This window comes from Loktanella sp. 3ANDIMAR09 (assembly GCF_001420005.1).
In the GTDB taxonomy this organism is placed as follows: Bacteria; Pseudomonadota; Alphaproteobacteria; order Rhodobacterales; family Rhodobacteraceae; genus Loktanella.
In genome coordinates this window covers 203,031-220,348 of the sequence record NZ_LJAK01000002.1, presented here as the reverse complement: position 1 = coordinate 220,348, position 17,318 = coordinate 203,031, and the positions used below count along the sequence as shown (strand labels likewise).

Here is a 17,318-nt window from a genome sequence, read left to right as displayed (position 1 = left end):
CACTGAAAGGCCCACCCATGAGCAGCATCATCGACATTCACGCCCGCGAAATCCTTGACAGTCGTGGCAACCCCACGGTCGAGGTTGATGTCACCCTCGAGGACGGCACGATGGGCCGCGCAGCGGTGCCGTCAGGTGCCTCGACCGGCGTGCACGAAGCACACGAACGCCGCGATGGCGACAAGAGCCGCTACATGGGCAAGGGCGTAACCGAAGCGGTCGCCGCCGTGAACGGCGAAATCGCCGACGAACTGCTGGACTTCGATGCCACCGATCAGGTCGGCATCGATCTTACGATGATCGAACTGGACGGCACCGACAACAAGGGCCGTCTTGGTGCCAACGCCATCCTCGGCGTGTCTATGGCCGTGGCCAAGGCGGCCGCCGACTACACCACGCAGCCGCTGTTCCGCTATATCGGTGGCACATCCGCGCGCACCCTGCCGGTCCCGATGATGAACATCATCAACGGCGGTGAACACGCCGACAACCCGATCGACATTCAGGAATTCATGATCATGCCGGTCGCCGCGGACAACATCCGCGAGGCCGTGCGCATGGGCGCAGAGGTATTCCACACCCTGAAAAAAGAACTGTCCGCCGCAGGCCACAACACAGGTATCGGTGACGAGGGCGGCTTTGCCCCCGGCCTCAGCTCCACCCGCGAGGCGCTTGATTTCATTTTGAAATCCATCGAAAAGGCCGGATTCAAGCCGGGCGAGGACATGTACCTCGCACTCGATTGCGCTTCGACCGAATACTACTGCGACGGCAAGTACGAGATGAAGGGCGAAGGCAAATCGCTGACCTCTGCCGAAAATGTCGACTACCTCGCGCAGCTGGTGTCGGACTATCCGATCATCAGCATCGAGGACGGCATGGCCGAAGACGACTGGGATGGCTGGAAGGCCCTGACCGACCGTCTGGGAGACCGCATCCAACTGGTCGGTGACGATCTGTTCGTCACCAACCCCAAGCGTCTGGCCGAAGGCATCGCCAAGGGCAGCGCCAATTCCATGCTGGTCAAGGTCAACCAGATCGGCACGCTGACCGAGACGCTTCAGGCGGTCGAGATGGCGCATCGTGCACGGTTCACCAACGTCATGTCCCATCGTTCGGGCGAAACCGAGGACGCGACGATTGCCGATCTGGCCGTTGCGACCAACTGCGGCCAGATCAAAACGGGTTCGCTGTCGCGCTCCGACCGTTTGGCAAAATACAACCAGCTGATCCGCATTGAGGAAATGCTGGGCGATACGGCCATCTACGCCGGTCGGTCCATCCTGCGGTCCTGATCGCAAACGCGGTGCCTTCCCGCGCGCAGGCACCGCAACACCCCAACGGACACGACTGACGTAAAGTCATGTCGTCACTACGCTTTACGTAGGGTTATTCAGACGGCTAAAGATACACCCGCAGGGAGAGCAACGTCACACGTGCAGCGAGTTGAGGGAGATGACCGCGCAATGGAGGGATCACCGGATCGGCTGATGCACATGAGCACGGCGCAATTGATCAGCTATCTTGATCTTGCCCCGCATCCCGAAGGCGGCTGGTTTCGCGAAACATGGTCCCACGGGGATGGCCCAAGGGCCAACATCACCGCCATATATTTCCTGCTGGCCAAGGGCGAATCCAGCCATTGGCACCGCGTGGACACGCCCGAAATCTGGCTGTTTCACGCAGGCGCACCGCTGGTCCTGTCGCGTGCCGCAACCGACGCCGGCCCCGCAGAGGATGTGATCATGGGGCCTGATCTGGCGTCTGGCCATATTCCGCAGGTCGCCCTGCCACCAATGGAATGGCAATCAGCCCGCACCACGGGCGACTGGACCCTGTGCACCTGCATCTGCGCGCCGGGGTTCGAATACGCGGGCTTTGAACTGGCGGCCCCCGGTTTCGACATTCCGCGTTACTGACAGGTCTCGACGGCACCTCCTGCGGTCGGCCATAAGCATGCCATGAATGACATCACCCAAGGATTGGCAGAGGCCGCACGACTGGTCGTGACGCGCGACCCCGATCTCGTCAACATCAGCCTGCTGTCCCTGCGTGTCACGTTGACAGCACTCGTCATCGCCAGTGCGATTGCCATTCCGCTGGGCACCATGCTCGCTATTCAGCGGTTCCGGTTCAGACGGACGGTGATCGCGGTTCTGAACGCGCTCATGGGACTGCCGCCCGTTGTCGTGGGATTGGTCGTCTATGTGCTGCTGTCGCGCGCCGGGCCACTGGGCGTGCTGGGTCTGTTGTTCACGCCTGCGGCCATGATCATCGCACAGGTCATCATCATCACGCCGCTGATCGCATCGGTCACCCATCAGGCCATGCGCGACCTCTGGGCGGAATATCACGACCTGCTGATTTCGATGAACACGACCAAGGCGCAGCGCATCGCGACACTGATGTGGGACGGTCGCCGTACGCTGCTGACGGCCACGCTGGCCGGTTTCGGTCGCGCGATCGGCGAAGTCGGTGCAATCATGATCGTGGGCGGCAACATCGACAATGCCACCCGTGTGCTGACCACCGCCATCGCACTGGAAACCGGCAAGGGGAATTTCGCGCTGGCCCTCGGTCTTGGCTTTGTCCTGATCGGGCTGGCCATCGTGGTCAACCTTGCAATCCATGCCCTCAGCCGGACCGAACGCGAGGGCCGCTGGTGACCCGCCTCCTGCCCCTTCACCTGTCCGGTGCGACGGTCCGCCGCCGCGGCAAACGCCTGCTGGGGCCCGTCGACCTGAAACTCGACGCGGGCCGGTTGACCGTCCTGCTTGGCCCGAACGGATCAGGCAAGACGACCCTGCTGCGGGTCATGCACGGCGTGGAACGCCTGAGCGAGGGCAGGATCAGCTGGGCCGGCCCCGATGACATCGTCGAACGCGATCAGGCCTTTGTCTTTCAGACCCCGATCATGTTGCGACGGTCGGTGCTGGCCAATCTGGCCTACCCGCTCAAGCTGGCAGGCGTTGGTCGTGCCTCGCGCAACGAACAGGCAAGGGACTGGGCGCAGCGCATCGGCCTTGGCTGCGCGCTTGATACGCCCGCCCCGCGTTTGTCGGGCGGGGAACGGCAGAAACTCGCCCTTGCGCGTGCATTGATCCGCAAGCCGCAGGTTCTGTTCCTCGATGAACCCTGCGCCAGCCTCGACGGTGCGGCCACACGCGACATCGAGGATCTGTTGCGGCAGGCGCGCAGCGATGGAATCACGATACTCATGGCAACCCATGACATGGGTCAGGCCCGACGCCTTGCGGACGATGTCATCTTCATGGTTAGTGGTGCTGTCCATGAACGGGGCGATGCGCAAACGACGCTCTCATCCCCCGAAACCACGGCCCTGCGCGCTTTCTTGAACGGAGACATTCTACCATGACACGTCACATTCCCCTGCTGGCCCTTGCCACACTGATCGCCACCCCCGCAATGGCAGAGGACCTTCGCCTCGCCGTCACGACCTCATTCGAAAATTCCGGCCTTGCCGATGTGCTGCTGCCCGCAATCGCCGAGGATACGGGCATCAACGTGCAACTGCTCGTCGTGGGCACCGGACAGGCGATCCGACTGGGAGAGGCCGGCGATGTCGATGCAATCCTGGTGCACGCGCGCGCCGCAGAAGAAGCCTTTGTCGCCGATGGCTACGGCACCGCACGCCAGCAGATCATGTACAACGATTTCGTGCTGATCGGACCAGCAGCAGACCCCGCGTCCATTGCCAGCGCCGAAACCGCGGCCGCTGCCCTGGCCGACATCAGCACGGTGCAGGCACCCTTTGTCAGTCGCGGCGATGACAGCGGCACGCACAAGGCGGAACTGGCCCTATGGGCTGCCGCCGGAACCGATCCGGCCACCTTTGGCGATTGGTACAACGCCGTCGGCGCAGGCATGGGGGCCGCACTGAATACGGCGTCCGGCCTCAATGCCTATATCCTTGCCGATCGCGCAAGCTGGCTGAATTTCGGCAACAAGGGTGATCTGGCGCTGCTCTTTGCAGGCGATCCCGCGCTGTTCAATCAATACACCTTCATCCCTGTCAACCCGGACGCACAGCCAGGCACCAACATCGACGGCGCAACGCGCCTTCAGGACTGGCTGATCTCCGACCGCGCAGCAGACCTGATCAACGGCTACACCATCGCGGGTGAACCACTCTTTGTCTTCAACGCCAACGCAGCCCCTTAAGGGCTGCAGGCATATCATCTTGCCGAAAATACTCGCGCCGCAGGCATCGGGTTTGCACAGCAAACCCGACAGCCCGCTCAGTCCTCGGTCACATGGATCGCGAATTGTTCCAGTCCCGCGTCCTGCGGGGCAATCGCGCGGTAGCCTTCGCGCACACCACCATCGGTCAGCTCGCGGCTGACGGTCAGCAGCGTGTTTGGGTCATGTTCGTCACACAGATCCAACATCTGCGCGATTTCCTCGGCCGCGACGGGGCGCGCTGCATCCAAGTCCGGGGCACCGTAGACACTGACGAAATGCGCGGCCAGCGCATCCGTCAGGGCTGCCACCTCGGCCTGTTCAACCGTCGTCACCGCAACGAAACTGCTGCGACCCGCGGTTTCCAGACCAAACCACCCATTGGCAAAGGCCTGCCTGGCCTTGCCGACCAGATCGCCCTCGGTCCAGTTTGAAAACTCGAATCCGCCGGAAATGCACCATTCCCCGGTGCGCGCGGGATTGTGGAAAACGCGTGTGTCGCTTTCGTCGAAATGAATGGCGCGGGCCAGTTTCATGCGGTGTCCTTTATCAGGGTGGTCAGGGGGACAAGCGTGGTATCATCACCGGACCGGAGCAAAGCGCCAAAGCCTTCGTCCAGTCCCATCAGTCGTGCCGACCGGCCCGCCAGCGTCACGTCCTCGCCCATGCCATGCACGAGTCCGACATAGTAGCGGTGCAGCGGGGCCGGTCCGTCATGGGTCCATGTGTCCAGCCAAGACAGGCTATGGCGCACCCATGCCGACAAAAGGTCCGGGGCCGACACCTCGGCGCAGCCTTCGGCATAGAGGGCGGTCTGGTCCGGTGCAGCGCCGCCTTCGGTGTCGCGCGGCCACAGATCCAGCGTCAGACCGATCACCAGCCAGTCGGGGGGGACGTCATCCGCGCAGCGGGGCGCATGCAGCGTCAGCTGCCCGCAGCGCCCCCCGTTGACATAGATGTTACCGTCCCAGCCAAGGTGGATCGCCACGACCGGCGGTGCCAGCGTGCCCAATGCGTTCTGGAACCCCACCGCACACAGCGGCAGCATGATCGCCGCCTCGGCCAGCGGCACCTCTGGCGCGAACAGAATCGCCGCCCGCAGCCGGTCGCCGGCCAGATCATAACAGACCAGACCGGGATCATCGCCGGCCTGCCCCGCCGCAATCGCGGCGGTGGCGGGACAGGTGCCCGCACAATCCTGACCTCGGAACAGCGGCGGGAAATCAGGCATCAGGCGCGGCCGTCGGCAATCAGCGCACGGGCGACATCGCGGAATGCAGTCGCCTGGGCGCTGTCGGGGTCAGACACGACGATCGGCGCACCGCTATCGGCGGCTTTGCGGATCGACAGGTGCAGCGGCACCTCCGCCAGCAGCGGCACACCCAGTTTCGCAGCCTCGGCCGCGACGCCGCCGTGACCAAACACATGTTCTTCGTGACCGCAGTTGGTGCAGATATGCGTCGACATGTTTTCGATCATGCCTAGGATCGGCACATGCAGCTGGTTGAACATGTCGATCCCCTTGCGGGCATCCAGCAGCGCGATGTCCTGCGGCGTGCTGACGATGATCGCACCATCGACCTGCGCCTTTTGCGCAAGCGTCATCTGCACGTCCCCCGTTCCCGGCGGCAGATCCACCAGCAGAACGTCAAGCGCCCCCCATTGCACCTGCGTCATCATCTGCTGAAGCGCACCCATCAACATCGGGCCACGCCAGACAACGGCCTGACCCTCGTTGGTCATCAGGCCGATGGACATCATCGTCACGCCGTAATTGCGCAGCGGCAGGATCGTCTTGCCGTCGGGGCTGGCCGGACGACCGGAGACACCCAGCATCCGGGGCTGGCTGGGACCGTAAACATCGGCATCCAGCAGGCCTACCCGCCGCCCTTCGGCGGCCAGTGCACAGGCAAGGTTCGCCGTGACCGTCGATTTGCCCACGCCACCCTTGCCAGAGGCAATGGCGATGATGCGGTCCACACCGGGGATTTTCTGCGGCCCCTGCGGCTGGGACGCGCGCTGTGGCTTCAGGTCCGGCGGGGCGGCGGGCGTCGCATGGGCCGTCAGCACGACACTGACCGTGTCTATGCCGTCCAGCGCCCTGATCCCGGCCTCGGCCTCGGCCTTGACGGCCTCGTAGTCAGCGGCACGGCTGGGCGGGATTTCCAGCACGAAACGCACGGTGCTGTCGTCCACGTTCAGCGCCTTGACGGCACCTGACGCATTCAGCGGACCACCCGAGACCGGATCGGTGATGCCGGCCAGAACCTTTTGGACGTCGTCGCGGGTTGCGGTCATTGCGGGCCTTCGATCTTGCCGGTGACGACGTGTTCGAAATCCAGACCATCAATGGTCAGCACGACCTTGGCGTCGAACGTCTTGCCTGTCGTCTGCGCGTTGCGCATCGCTTCTTCGATCGCCTGCTGGCTGGTCACGCCCACCTGCTTGAGAAACTTGCGCATCGACATGTTGAAATTCTCGTCGCTCATCGGGTTCTCCTAGTGATCTTTGCGTTTGGAAAAATAGTCTTCGCTGCTGCGGGGCTTGGGTCGTTCGCCACCGCCCAGCGGGTTGTTCTGGCTATGATACTGCGCATTCACGCGGCAATTGTCGCACATCTGGATCATCCGCAGGGCGTCGGGGTTCGGGAACATGGAATGCCCCGCCAGCTTGGCCGTCACCGCCTCGATCGTGGATTTCACGCCGAACAGGCTGCCGCAGGAAATGCAGGCAAAAGGTTCTTCTTCGTGCACGACCGTCTGGGTCAGCGCCGCGTCGGTCAGGTTCAGCCGTGGTTGCAGCGTGATCGCCTGCTCGGGGCAGATGTTGGCGCACAGCCCGCATTGCAGGCAGGCGTCCTCTTGAAAGCGTAGCTGCGGATGGTCGGGATTGTCCCCCAGCGCACCGGACGGGCAAAGCGAGACACACGACAGACAAAGCGTGCAGGCCTCGGTATCGACCAGCACGGCACCATAGGGCGCACCGGCGGGCAGATCGATGACCGCGGCCTCCGGGTTCAGCGTCTTGGCCGCCAGCCGCGCGACCTGACGCCGCCGTCCCATCTGCAAGGCGGGTGTTTCCACCACGGGCCCCGCATCCGCATCAAAGAGCGCATCCGACAATGCATCGGGATCATTAAGGTCCAGCAAGGTGACAGCCGCGCGCCCGGCAATGGCATTCGCCAGTGCGGTCTGCGCCACGGGTGCCTCGCGTTCGGTCTTGGGCGACAGCAGGATCGCCACATCGGCAAATCCCGCACCCAGCGCCGCCAACGCCTCGGCATGGCCAAAACCTGCAAGGGCTGCGACCTGAAGCGGGACGACATCAGCGGGCAGACCCCGACCGAACCGCGCCGCAAGGCCGATCATCTGCGCGCCATGATCCCCGTCATGCACCAGCAGACGGGGGGCCTGCCCCCCGGCCTTGCGATAGGCGCTGGCCAGGGTGTTCAGGCGCCGGAACGTATCGTCGGCGCTGGGGGCGTCGAAACTGATCGCACCGGATGGACATACGGCACTACAGGCCCCGCACCCTGCACAGATCGCGGGATCGACGGTGACGTGATCCCCATCAGGCGTGATCGCCCCCGTCGGACACAGATCCAGGCAATTCGTGCAGGCGGTCTGTTCCGCCCGGCTGTGTGCGCACAGCGATTCCTCCATGCGGACATAGAGCGGTTTTTCGAATGTCCCTGTCAGCTGCGACGCGGCGAGCACCGCATCAGCCACGGCCGTCTGGCTGCCCGGGTCGGCACGCAGGTAACCGTCCCGCTTGGCGTCGGCGGCAAACAGCGCCCCCGCCCCGCGCAGATCGAGGATGATGTCGCAGCCCGACCGCGCACCGTTCAGCGGCGGGGTCAGGGCAACGGAACCACGACCGCCGGGGATCGTCTGGCGCAGGCGGTCGAATTTCGTCTCGAACCGGCCAAGCGACCCGGTGGCCTGCGACAATTCGCCCGTCACCGTATCGTAGCCGCTGTGCAGATCCACGTCCCAACCATCGGGCATCAGCAGGGTAACACCCAGGATCGGTGCCAGTTGTTCCGCCGCGCGGACGGCCACATCCGAAACCCCCAGGATGAGGCATGTGCCGTCGCTGACCACATCCATCGTCCGCACTTCGCCGCGGGGCAGAACGCCTTCGGCCAGCAGTGCGGCCTGTTTCGCCGTGGCCATATCGTCAGCCGTCCAGCCAGCCCGGTCGCGCAGGTCCACGAAGGTCGGCACATCGGCCCCGATATCATCGGCAAGTTCAGTAAACCTTGGGGCTTCCTGCTGGCAGGCAATCACCACATCGCCCTGACGTATGGCGGCCTCGGCAAGGTCGATCTGGGCATCGCACAGACTGGTATGACAGGCCGAACAGGACAGCCCGGTCGCGGCCGTCAAGGCGGTCCCGTCAACGCGCTGACTGCCCAGGCAATCGCAGATCAAAACTGTCTTGGTCATGGCTCTCTCCCCGGCGCAGGGCACCTGATACCAGCGAAAGCAAGAGATCGTAAACACCCATACTTTCGGCAAATTTTTGCAGCGTACTTGCTGCGCCGCAGCATGGATCAAACGCACCTTGCATGCCATTGGATACCATTTTTTGCTTGCAGACCCCGTCGACCTGCTGCGACAGTGGACCCAGCCAAGACTGCCGGAGGTATCTCCGGACCCAGCCAAAGAGACCGGGACCACCATGACCGTTCGTCGCAAATTGCGTCTGACAACGCCTCATCAAGAGTCGATGCCAATTGGCGTCGTGGTGCGTCGTGCGCCGGGCGTGACCCGTTGGGCAAAATGGTCGTGGAAAGCAACCGACGTCCTGCCGGGTGCCGGGCCGGCAGACTGGACAACGCTTCGCACCGTCGATGGCGTGACATATTTTCATATCGCGACGCTGGACGTTGATCTGCATGCCTCTGACACCGAGGCCTATGTGCATGAATTGCAGACGCGCTGCCCATCGCTGTATATCATCATGCGGGCGGACACGGCGCGCAGCGATGCCCCGCTGCGGCTGGTGTCGGTCACGGCATCTCCTTACGAGGCGCAGGACTATGCCGATAACGGTGAGGACATCGTCGAAAAGGTCGCGATGCCAGCCGCCGTGCAAGACTGGGTCGAGGCCTACGTCGCCCGGCATCACGTCGAGGTGCCATTCGTGAAACGCCAGCGGGATCGCCAGCGTGTTGACGCGACCCAGGACGGGATTGGCGATCACCGGATCAACCAGACGACAGATGTTTACCGTGCGCCCACAACCCACGAGACGCAGTCGTGACCGCGGTTGCATCCTTTTTTGCCCGCAGGCTTGCGGGCCTGCGCGCCGAGGCAGAAGCGGAGGCAGAAGCAACGCGCGCCGCTGATGTCGCAACCAGCGAAGCCCCCCCGATCGACCTTGACGCGCTGCCCGAGGAAGAGGTTCTGCGTCTGCTGGACCTGCCCGATCCCGATACGCTGCATGCGGGGGACGATTTTACCGCCTTCATGGCGAAAACGGTGCCCGCCTATCTGCGCAAACGTGCGCTGCGCACGCTGTGGCGGTCTAACCCGGTGCTGGCCTGTGTCGACGGGTTGAATGACTATGACGACGACTACCTTGCGATGGCGCGCGATCAGGGGCCTTTTGAGACCAGCTATCAGGTCGGCAAGGGCCTGCTGAAGCATATCGAACGGATCGCCGCGCAAAGCGCCCCGACAGAAGAGACGGCCGATACCGTCGCACCAGTGGCCGAGCCTGCCCAGGACGATGTGCAAACGCCCGAGGTGCCCCAGCCGGTCGCCTACGCCGAGGCAGACACCGAGGCTGACGCGCAGTCCCACGACATACCACCCGCACCGCGTCGGATGCGGTTTGCGTTCGATGAGGGGGCGACATGACCGATCTGTCAGCAGAGGACCGGCTGCGCGCCGATCTTTATAATTTTCTGGGCCTGATCCTGTCGGGACCGCCTGATCAGTTGTTGCTGGACCAGACCGCACAATTGTCCGGTGACGACACGGGGCTGGGATCGGCGATCAACGGGTTGGCCGCAGCAGCACGCAAGGCCAAGCCAAAGGACGTTTCGCGTGAATACAACGCGCTGTTCATCGGTTTGGGCCGTGGTGAACTGCTGCCCTACGCGAGCTATTATCTGACCGGATTTCTGAACGAAAAACCGCTGGCGCGCCTGCGGCGCGACATGATGGATCTGCGCATCGTGCGGGCCGCCAATGTCTTTGAGCCAGAGGACAACGCCGCATCGCTGATGGAAATGATGGGCGGCATGATCGTGGGGCGCTTTGGTGCGCCCGTGACCCTGTCCGCGCAAAAGGATTTCTACGCCAAGCATGTGGGCCCCTGGGCCGGACATTTCTACAACGACCTGCGCGGCGCGAAATCGGCAGACCTGTACACCCATGTCGGTGCCGTCGGCGCCGCATTCATGACCATCGAAAAAGAGGCGTTCCGGCTTGCTGCCTGAACGCAATGACCCTGCGGGGACGCCCGCACCAAACTGGGAGGACGACCAATGACGGAAGATACCAAAGGCACCAACCGCCGCGGATTTCTGAAACTTGCCGGGACTGCCGCGCCTGCCGCCATTGCGGCGGTGGCAATCGCAAAGCCCGATGCGGCCCAGGCAAATCCGGTCGACCTGTCCTCGACCACCATTCAGGACACCGAGCATACGCGCACCTATCTGGCCAGCGCCCGCTTCTGATTTCAACGCCGACCGCCCATCGGCGGATCGAAGGAGGATACCATGCTTCGCAAAAAGACAGATAACAGTCGCCGCGCCCGTCCCGGCATCGCCACCGAAAAAGCCCGTGGCACGATCGACCGTCGCGGGTTCCTGCGCGGGTCCGGTCTGGCCATCGGTGGACTGTCGGCCATTGCCGCGACCGGCGGTGCCGTGACGCCAGCCAGCGCACAGCAGGTCAGCAACGCCAACGTCCAGACGATCAAATCGGTCTGCACCCACTGTTCGGTCGGTTGCACCGTTCTGGCAGAGGTCGATAACGGCGTCTGGATCGGTCAGGAACCGGGTTTCGACAGCCCGTTCAACCTGGGCGCTCATTGCGCCAAGGGTGCATCCGTGCGCGAACACGCCCACGGTGAGCGCCGCCTGAAATACCCGATGAAAAAGGTCGCAGGCGAGTGGATCCGCATGTCATGGGAAGACGCGATCAACGAGATCGGCGACGGCATGATGAAGATCCGCGAAGAAAGCGGCCCGGACTCGGTCTATTGGCTGGGATCGGCCAAGCACAACAACGAACAGGCGTACCTGTTCCGCAAGTTCGCGGCCTATTGGGGGACCAACAACGTCGACCATCAGGCGCGCATCTGCCACTCGACCACCGTGGCCGGCGTGGCAAACACATGGGGCTACGGCGCCATGACCAACAGCTACAACGACATCCACAATTCCAAGGCGATCTTTATCATCGGCGGCAACCCCGCCGAGGCGCATCCGGTGTCGCTGCTGCACGTGCTCAAGGCCAAGGAAGAGAACAACGCGCCGCTGATCGTTTGCGACCCGCGCTTTACCCGCACGGCGGCCCACGCCGACGAATTCGTCCGCTTCCGTCCCGGTTCTGACGTGGCGCTGGTCTGGGGCATCCTGTGGCACATCTTTGAAAACGGCTGGGAAGATCAGGAATTCATCCGCACCCGCGTCTGGGGCATGGACGAAATCCGCACCGAGGTCGCAAAGTGGACCCCCGAAGAGGTCGAGCGCGTCACCGGTGCCCCCGGTGAGCAACTCGAACGCGTTGCCCGCACGCTGGTCAACAACCGTCCGGGCACCGTAATCTGGTGCATGGGTGGCACACAGCACACCAACGGCAACAACAACACCCGCGCCTACTGCATCCTGCAACTGGCACTGGGCAACATGGGCACCGCCGGCGGCGGCACCAACATTTTCCGCGGCCACGACAACGTGCAGGGTGCCACCGATCTGGGCGTTCTGGCCGATACGCTGCCCGGCTATTATGGCCTGACCGAAGGCGCCTGGGCCCACTGGGCCCGCGTCTGGGACGAAGACCTTGAGTGGCTCCGGGGGCGTTTCAGCCCGGCGATGGTCGGTGAGACCGCGATGATGAACCTGACGGGTATTCCCGTCAGCCGCTGGATCGACGGCGTGCTGGAGGATGCAGCCAACCTCGACCAGCCCGACAACACCCGCGCGATGGTGCTTTGGGGTCATGCCCCCAACAGCCAGACCCGCCAGAAGGAAATGGTCACGGCCATGGAAAATCTGGACATGCTGGTGGTCATCGACCCCTTCCCCACCGTGTCAGCTGTCATGCAGAACCGTCAGGATGGTGTGTGGCTGCTGCCGGCCACGACGCAGTTCGAAACGCGCGGATCCGTCACCGCATCCAACCGGTCGTTGCAGTGGCGCGATCAGGTCGTCGATCCCCTGTTCGAGAGCAAGCCCGATCACACGATCATCAAGCTGTTCGCGGACAAGTTCGGTTTCTCGGATCGTCTGTTCCGCAACATCGCTGTCGAAGGCGACGAGCCGAACATCGAGGACCTCACCCGCGAATTCAACCGCGGCATGTGGACCATCGGCTACACGGCACAAAGCCCGGAACGCCTGAAGATGCACATGGCAAACCAGCACACCTTTGACCGCACGACACTGCGCGCCAACGGTGGTCCTGCTGACGGCGATTTCTACGGCATGCCGTGGCCTGCATGGGGTACGCCGGAAATGAACCACCCCGGTTCGGCCAACCTCTATGACATGTCGCTGCCAGTCGCCGAAGGCGGTCTGCCGTTCCGCGCCCGGTTCGGCGTGGAACGCGATGGCGACAACCTGCTGGCCGAAGGCGTCAGCAACCCAGGGTCGGAAATCGAGGACGGTTATCCCGAATTCACCATGGCGATGCTGATCGAACTGGGCTGGGACAGCGACCTGACCCCCTTTGAGCGTCGCATGATCGAATGGGTCAGCGGGTTCAGCGATACCCGTCCCGGCACCGAAGAGGTCGGCGAGACCAGCCAGACGGGCGAACTGCCGTCCGACTATCTGGACAAGGTTGGCGGCGTGAACTGGAAAACCGACCTGTCGGGCGGCATCCAGCGGGTCGCGATCCTGCATGGCTGCGCGCCCTACGGCAACGCAAAGGCCCGGGCCGTGGTCTGGACATTCCCTGACCCGGTGCCGATCCACCGCGAACCGCTGTACACGAACCGGCGCGATCTGGTCGCGGAATTCCCGACCTATGACGACAAGAAGTTCTGGCGCGTGCCGACGATGTATTCGTCCATTCAGGAAAACGACTTTTCGCAGGATTATCCGATCATCCTGACGTCCGGTCGCCTGGTTGAATACGAAGGCGGCGGCGACGAAACCCGGTCCAACCCCTGGTTGGCCGAGCTTCAGCAGGAAATGTTCGTCGAGATCAACCCGCGCGACGCCAACAACCTGGGTGTGCGCGACGGTGCGCAGGTCTGGGTCGAAGGCCCGGAAAAGGGCCGCGTCAAGGTGGCCGCTATGGTCACCGAACGCGTGGGACCGGGTGTCGCATTCATGCCGTTCCACTTTGGTGGCGTCATGGAAGGCGAGGACCTGCGGTCGCGTTATCCCGAAGGGGCAGACCCGATCGTGCTGGGTGAATCGACCAACACCGCACAGACCTATGGTTACGACAGCGTCACCCAGATGCAGGAAACCAAGGCCACCCTCTGCAAAATCAGCGCAGCGTAAGGAGAAATATTATGGGACGCGCAAAATTCCTCTGCGACGCCGAACGCTGCATCGAATGCAACGCCTGCGTCACAGCGTGTAAAAACGAACACGAGGTGCCCTGGGGCATCAACCGCCGCAAGGTGGTGACCATTCAGGACGGCAAACCGGGTGAACGGTCCATTTCCGTGGCCTGCATGCATTGTTCCGATGCGCCCTGCATGGCCGTGTGTCCGGTGGATTGTTTCTACCAGACCGCCGACGGTGTGGTGCTTCACTCCAAGGATCTGTGCATCGGCTGCGGTTACTGTTTCTACGCCTGCCCCTTTGGCGCGCCGCAGTACCCGCAGGCCGGCAACTTTGGCAGCCGTGGCAAGATGGACAAATGCACCTTCTGCGCCGGCGGCCCCGAGGAAAACCACAGCCAGGCCGAATTCCAGAAGTATGGCCGCAACCGCATCGCAGAAGGCAAACTGCCGATCTGTGCGGAAATGTGTTCGACCAAGGCGCTCTTGGCCGGTGACGGCGACGATGTGTCGGAAATCTACCGCGAGCGGACTGTCGCACGCGGGTTTGGTTCCGGCGCATGGGGCTGGGGCACAGCCTACGGCGAAAAGCAGGGCTGACCCCTGCCGTGGGGCGCGCGTCAGCGCGCCCCCATCACCACAATTTCTGACCGGGAGCGATCCATGTTGAAGGCCTTAGCCGCCCTATTCCTGACCCTTGGCCTGACCGGTCCGGCGTTTGCACAATACGTCGATCCGGCCGTCACTGGTGCCGCGCTCGCCGATGAAACCCCGGTTGACGCGGAAACCAACATCGGCGACCGCGCGGCCACAGGCGGTGCACCCACGCTGGAGGACATCCTGCGCCGCCAGCAAGGGCTGTCCGTTGACGACAGCGACAGGCGCGCAAACACCGGTTTCGACGGCGATGTGCCTGCATCGGGTGTTCTGGGGCCGTCGGGCACCGCATCCGACAGCGATCAATGGCGCGCGCTGCGGTTCGATACCGCCGACATCACCACGGTCAACAACGGCCCGGCCGCTACGACCCTTATTCAGGATGGTGGCATGGTCTGGCTCGAGGCCCGCGACGGGCCACTGCCGTTCTGGGGTGCCGTGATCCTGCTTGGTTCGCTGGCACTGCTCGTGATCTTCTATGTCCTGCGCGGCAAGATGCGCATGGATCATCCCCCGACCGGGCGTCGTGTGGAACGGTTCAAGGCGATCGAACGGTTTGGTCACTGGCTCTTGGCGACCAGCTTTATTGTCTTGGGCGTGACGGGCCTGCTGTCGCTGTTCGGACGCAAGGTGTTCATCCCGATCTTTGGCCACGATTCCTTTGCCGCCGTGGCTGCGGCCAGCAAATGGGTGCATGACAACATCAGCTGGGCCTTCATGCTGGCGCTGGTCATGATCTTCTTCATGTGGGTGCTCAACAACATCCCCGACAAGACCGATCTGAAATGGCTGGCCCGCGGCGGTGGCATGTTCGGCGGCGGTCATCCGCCCGCCAAGAAATTCAACGCAGGTCAAAAGCTGATCTTCTGGGCGGTTATCGTGTTCGGTGGCACCATCTCGCTGTCGGGTCTGTCGCTGCTGTTCCCGTTCGAGCTGAACCTCTTTGCCAAGACCTTTGGTTTCATCAACGACACCGGCGTATTGGGCTGGGTCGGCCTGCCTGCCCTGCCTGCCGACCTCGCCCCCCAAGAGGAAATGGCACTGGCGCAGATCTGGCACGCTGCCATGGCGCTGATCCTGACCGCGATCATCTTTTTCCACATCTACCTCGGCACCGTCGGCATGGAAGGCGCGTTCGATGCCATGGGCAAGGGCGACGTGGACGAGGAATGGGCCCGAGAGCACCACAACCTGTGGCTGGAACAGGTCCGTCAGGAAACCCCTGAAAAGATCACGGAGGGACGCGCATGAAATCGTTTCTGGCCGCATTGGTCTGCGCCGGTGTCATCACCGTCGCGGCCAACGTCATCCTGACCGAAACCACACCGCTGTCATCCCAAGAGGCCTATACCAGCGGGACCTTTGTGCGGGTCGGCGACAACTAGGTTATTTCGGTATACGTTCGTATACGATCTTTCGGGTGGGTTTCATTTGCGCTATGCAATGTGAAACCCACCCAATTGCGCCGGAGTGACCATGTCCAAAATCAAGGTAGCCAATCCGATCGTCGAACTCGACGGTGACGAGATGACCCGGATTATCTGGGATTTCATCAAGAAGAAATTGATCCTGCCCTACCTGGACGTAGACCTGCTGTACTACGACCTCAGCATCCAGTCGCGTGATGCGACCGACGACCAGATCACGATCGACGCCGCCCACAAGATCAAGGAAATCGGCGTTGGCGTAAAATGCGCGACGATCACGCCCGACGAAGGCCGGGTTGAGGAATTCGGCCTGAAAAAGATGTGGCGCAGCCCCAACGGCACGATCCGCAACATCCTGGGCGGTGTCGTGTTCCGTGAACCGATCATCTGCAAGAACGTCCCGCGTCTGGTCCCCGGCTGGACCCAGCCCATCGTCATTGGCCGCCACGCCTATGGCGACCAGTATCGCGCCACCGACATGAAATTCCCCGGCCCCGGCACATTGTCGATGAAATGGGTCGGCGACGATGGCAACGTCATGGAAGAAGAGGTGTTCAAGGCACCCTCCTCTGGCGTCTACATGGGCATGTACAACCTAGATGACAGCATCGCGGATTTCGCCCGTGCGTCGTTCAACTATGGCCTGAAACGCGGCTACCCTGTCTATCTGTCGACCAAGAACACGATCCTGAAACAATACGACGGCCAGTTCATGATGTTCTTTCAGCACATCTATGACACCGAATTCCGCGAACAGTTCGAGGCCGCTGGCCTGTGGTATGAACACCGCCTGATCGACGACATGGTCGCATCCGCGATGAAATGGTCCGGCGGTTATGTCTGGGCCTGCAAGAACTACGACGGCGACGTCCAGTCCGACACCGTGGCGCAGGGCTTTGGCTCGCTGGGCCTGATGACCTCTGCCCTGATGACGCCCGACGGCAAGATCGTCGAGGCAGAGGCCGCGCACGGCACCGTCACACGCCATTATCGCAACCATCAGGCCGGCAAGGCCACGTCGACCAATTCCATCGCGTCGATCTTTGCCTGGACCGGCGGTCTGAAGCACCGCGCGAAACTGGACGACAATGCCCAGCTTCAGGCCTTTGCCGAAAAACTGGAAAAGGTGGTCGTCGATACCGTGGAATCGGGCCAGATGACCAAGGATCTGGCCCTGCTCGTTGGTCCGGACCAATCGTGGCTGACGACCGAAGGGTTCCTTGAGGCGATTGATAAAAACCTGCAAGCGGTCATGTAGGCGCAAATTTCATGCATCTTGGGGCCGTCCCGACCGCGGGGCGGCCTTTTGCATGGACAGGTCAGGTTTGTTGTCCT

General features: G+C 62.7%; 19 protein-coding genes. 14 read left to right on the top strand and 5 right to left on the bottom strand.

From position 1 onward, the window contains the following. The first annotated feature begins 17 nt into the window (after nt 1–17). The 5 genes from eno (at nt 18) to AN189_RS03895 (ending at nt 4,182) form a co-directional block, all read left to right on the top strand. Nucleotides 18–1,295 (top strand): phosphopyruvate hydratase, encoded by a 1,278-nt coding sequence (gene eno / locus AN189_RS03915; protein WP_056031349.1) that lies wholly within the window; start codon nt 18–20, stop codon nt 1,293–1,295. A gap of 171 nt (nt 1,296–1,466) precedes the next feature. After that, nucleotides 1,467–1,919, top strand: coding sequence for a cupin domain-containing protein (locus AN189_RS03910; RefSeq protein ID WP_253279543.1), 453 nt, complete (start codon nt 1,467–1,469; stop codon nt 1,917–1,919). 42 nt (nt 1,920–1,961) lie between these two features. Then, nucleotides 1,962–2,666 carry an ABC transporter permease gene (locus tag AN189_RS03905; RefSeq protein WP_056031346.1) on the top strand — a complete coding sequence of 235 codons (705 nt, stop codon included), beginning with the start codon at nt 1,962–1,964 and terminating at the stop codon, nt 2,664–2,666. Then, nucleotides 2,660–3,376 carry an ATP-binding cassette domain-containing protein gene (locus AN189_RS03900; RefSeq protein WP_056032117.1) on the top strand — a complete coding sequence of 239 codons (717 nt, stop codon included), beginning with the start codon at nt 2,660–2,662 and terminating at the stop codon, nt 3,374–3,376. Before AN189_RS03905 ends, AN189_RS03900 begins: the two co-directional genes overlap by 7 nt. Further along, nucleotides 3,373–4,182, top strand: coding sequence for a substrate-binding domain-containing protein (locus AN189_RS03895; protein WP_056031343.1), 810 nt, complete (start codon nt 3,373–3,375; stop codon nt 4,180–4,182). The genes AN189_RS03900 and AN189_RS03895 overlap by 4 nt, the downstream gene beginning before the upstream one ends. Before the next feature lie 77 nt (nt 4,183–4,259). Here AN189_RS03895 and AN189_RS03890 read toward each other — a convergent pair whose 3' ends face one another. Genes AN189_RS03890 through AN189_RS03870 form a run of 5 tightly spaced genes read right to left on the bottom strand, consistent with a single transcriptional unit; the run spans nt 4,260 to nt 8,648 of the window. Continuing rightward, the gene (locus tag AN189_RS03890) at nt 4,260–4,736 is read right to left on the bottom strand and encodes a DUF6505 family protein (RefSeq protein WP_056031340.1); all 477 of its coding nucleotides are present in this window, start codon (nt 4,734–4,736) and stop codon (nt 4,260–4,262) included. Beyond that, complete coding sequence (locus AN189_RS03885; protein WP_056031337.1) at nt 4,733–5,431, bottom strand: biotin/lipoate--protein ligase family protein; 699 nt, start codon at nt 5,429–5,431, stop codon at nt 4,733–4,735. The genes AN189_RS03890 and AN189_RS03885 overlap by 4 nt, the downstream gene beginning before the upstream one ends. Further along, entirely contained in the window at nt 5,431–6,498 is a 1,068-nt protein-coding gene (apbC, locus tag AN189_RS03880; RefSeq protein ID WP_056031334.1) for an iron-sulfur cluster carrier protein ApbC, read from the bottom strand. The genes AN189_RS03885 and apbC overlap by 1 nt, the downstream gene beginning before the upstream one ends. Then, nucleotides 6,495–6,689, bottom strand: coding sequence for a DUF6494 family protein (locus AN189_RS03875; protein WP_056031330.1), 195 nt, complete (start codon nt 6,687–6,689; stop codon nt 6,495–6,497). The genes apbC and AN189_RS03875 overlap by 4 nt, the downstream gene beginning before the upstream one ends. A 9-nt stretch (nt 6,690–6,698) precedes the next feature. Beyond that, nucleotides 6,699–8,648, bottom strand: a complete 1,950-nt coding sequence (locus tag AN189_RS03870; protein ID WP_056031327.1) for a 4Fe-4S binding protein — start codon at nt 8,646–8,648, stop codon at nt 6,699–6,701. Nucleotides 8,649–8,931: 283 nt separating this feature from the next. Here AN189_RS03870 and AN189_RS03865 point away from each other — a divergent pair, with 283 nt between their 5' ends. From AN189_RS03865 to AN189_RS03830, 9 genes are all read left to right on the top strand, one after another. Further along, nucleotides 8,932–9,468 carry a DUF3305 domain-containing protein gene (locus AN189_RS03865; RefSeq protein ID WP_056031323.1) on the top strand — a complete coding sequence of 179 codons (537 nt, stop codon included), beginning with the start codon at nt 8,932–8,934 and terminating at the stop codon, nt 9,466–9,468. Beyond that, nucleotides 9,465–10,067 carry a DUF3306 domain-containing protein gene (locus AN189_RS03860; RefSeq protein WP_056031320.1) on the top strand — a complete coding sequence of 201 codons (603 nt, stop codon included), beginning with the start codon at nt 9,465–9,467 and terminating at the stop codon, nt 10,065–10,067. Before AN189_RS03865 ends, AN189_RS03860 begins: the two co-directional genes overlap by 4 nt. Continuing rightward, nucleotides 10,064–10,651, top strand: a complete 588-nt coding sequence (locus AN189_RS03855) for a molecular chaperone (protein WP_056031317.1) — start codon at nt 10,064–10,066, stop codon at nt 10,649–10,651. Before AN189_RS03860 ends, AN189_RS03855 begins: the two co-directional genes overlap by 4 nt. Before the next feature lie 48 nt (nt 10,652–10,699). Next, nucleotides 10,700–10,891, top strand: a complete 192-nt coding sequence (locus AN189_RS03850) for a twin-arginine translocation signal domain-containing protein (RefSeq protein ID WP_056031314.1) — start codon at nt 10,700–10,702, stop codon at nt 10,889–10,891. Nucleotides 10,892–10,933: 42 nt separating this feature from the next. After that, complete coding sequence (locus AN189_RS03845; RefSeq protein ID WP_056031312.1) at nt 10,934–13,894, top strand: formate dehydrogenase subunit alpha; 2,961 nt, start codon at nt 10,934–10,936, stop codon at nt 13,892–13,894. A gap of 11 nt (nt 13,895–13,905) precedes the next feature. Beyond that, nucleotides 13,906–14,499, top strand: a complete 594-nt coding sequence (gene fdh3B / locus AN189_RS03840) for a formate dehydrogenase FDH3 subunit beta (protein WP_056031309.1) — start codon at nt 13,906–13,908, stop codon at nt 14,497–14,499. Between the two features lie 63 nt (nt 14,500–14,562). Further along, on the top strand, nt 14,563–15,807 hold the full coding sequence (locus tag AN189_RS03835; protein ID WP_056031306.1) for a formate dehydrogenase subunit gamma: 1,245 nt from the start codon (nt 14,563–14,565) through the stop codon (nt 15,805–15,807). Further along, nucleotides 15,804–15,941, top strand: coding sequence for a hypothetical protein (locus AN189_RS19085; RefSeq protein WP_157057373.1), 138 nt, complete (start codon nt 15,804–15,806; stop codon nt 15,939–15,941). The genes AN189_RS03835 and AN189_RS19085 overlap by 4 nt, the downstream gene beginning before the upstream one ends. Before the next feature lie 91 nt (nt 15,942–16,032). Beyond that, a complete protein-coding gene (locus tag AN189_RS03830) occupies nt 16,033–17,241 on the top strand; it encodes an NADP-dependent isocitrate dehydrogenase (RefSeq protein ID WP_056031303.1) in 1,209 nt (402 codons plus the stop codon). The last annotated feature ends 77 nt before the right edge of the window (nt 17,242–17,318 follow it).

Bases quoted from the DNA above. Each gene is read 5' to 3' on its own strand.
- AN189_RS03905 (WP_056031346.1), top strand. From the start codon at position 1,962: ATGAATGACATCACCCAAGGATTGGCAGAGGCCGCACGACTGGTCGTG.
- AN189_RS03855 (WP_056031317.1), top strand. From the start codon at position 10,064: ATGACCGATCTGTCAGCAGAGGACCGGCTGCGCGCCGATCTTTATAAT.
- AN189_RS03835 (WP_056031306.1), top strand. From the start codon at position 14,563: ATGTTGAAGGCCTTAGCCGCCCTATTCCTGACCCTTGGCCTGACCGGT.
- eno (WP_056031349.1), top strand. From the start codon at position 18: ATGAGCAGCATCATCGACATTCACGCCCGCGAAATCCTTGACAGTCGT.
- AN189_RS03865 (WP_056031323.1), top strand. From the start codon at position 8,932: ATGCCAATTGGCGTCGTGGTGCGTCGTGCGCCGGGCGTGACCCGTTGG.
- AN189_RS19085 (WP_157057373.1), top strand. From the start codon at position 15,804: ATGAAATCGTTTCTGGCCGCATTGGTCTGCGCCGGTGTCATCACCGTC.
- AN189_RS03830 (WP_056031303.1), top strand. From the start codon at position 16,033: ATGTCCAAAATCAAGGTAGCCAATCCGATCGTCGAACTCGACGGTGAC.
- AN189_RS03870 (WP_056031327.1), bottom strand. From the start codon at position 8,648: ATGACCAAGACAGTTTTGATCTGCGATTGCCTGGGCAGTCAGCGCGTT.
- fdh3B (WP_056031309.1), top strand. From the start codon at position 13,906: ATGGGACGCGCAAAATTCCTCTGCGACGCCGAACGCTGCATCGAATGC.
- apbC (WP_056031334.1), bottom strand. From the start codon at position 6,498: ATGACCGCAACCCGCGACGACGTCCAAAAGGTTCTGGCCGGCATCACC.
- AN189_RS03850 (WP_056031314.1), top strand. From the start codon at position 10,700: ATGACGGAAGATACCAAAGGCACCAACCGCCGCGGATTTCTGAAACTT.
- AN189_RS03895 (WP_056031343.1), top strand. From the start codon at position 3,373: ATGACACGTCACATTCCCCTGCTGGCCCTTGCCACACTGATCGCCACC.
- AN189_RS03890 (WP_056031340.1), bottom strand. From the start codon at position 4,736: ATGAAACTGGCCCGCGCCATTCATTTCGACGAAAGCGACACACGCGTT.
- AN189_RS03910 (WP_253279543.1), top strand. From the start codon at position 1,467: ATGGAGGGATCACCGGATCGGCTGATGCACATGAGCACGGCGCAATTG.
- AN189_RS03845 (WP_056031312.1), top strand. From the start codon at position 10,934: ATGCTTCGCAAAAAGACAGATAACAGTCGCCGCGCCCGTCCCGGCATC.
- AN189_RS03885 (WP_056031337.1), bottom strand. From the start codon at position 5,431: ATGCCTGATTTCCCGCCGCTGTTCCGAGGTCAGGATTGTGCGGGCACC.
- AN189_RS03875 (WP_056031330.1), bottom strand. From the start codon at position 6,689: ATGAGCGACGAGAATTTCAACATGTCGATGCGCAAGTTTCTCAAGCAG.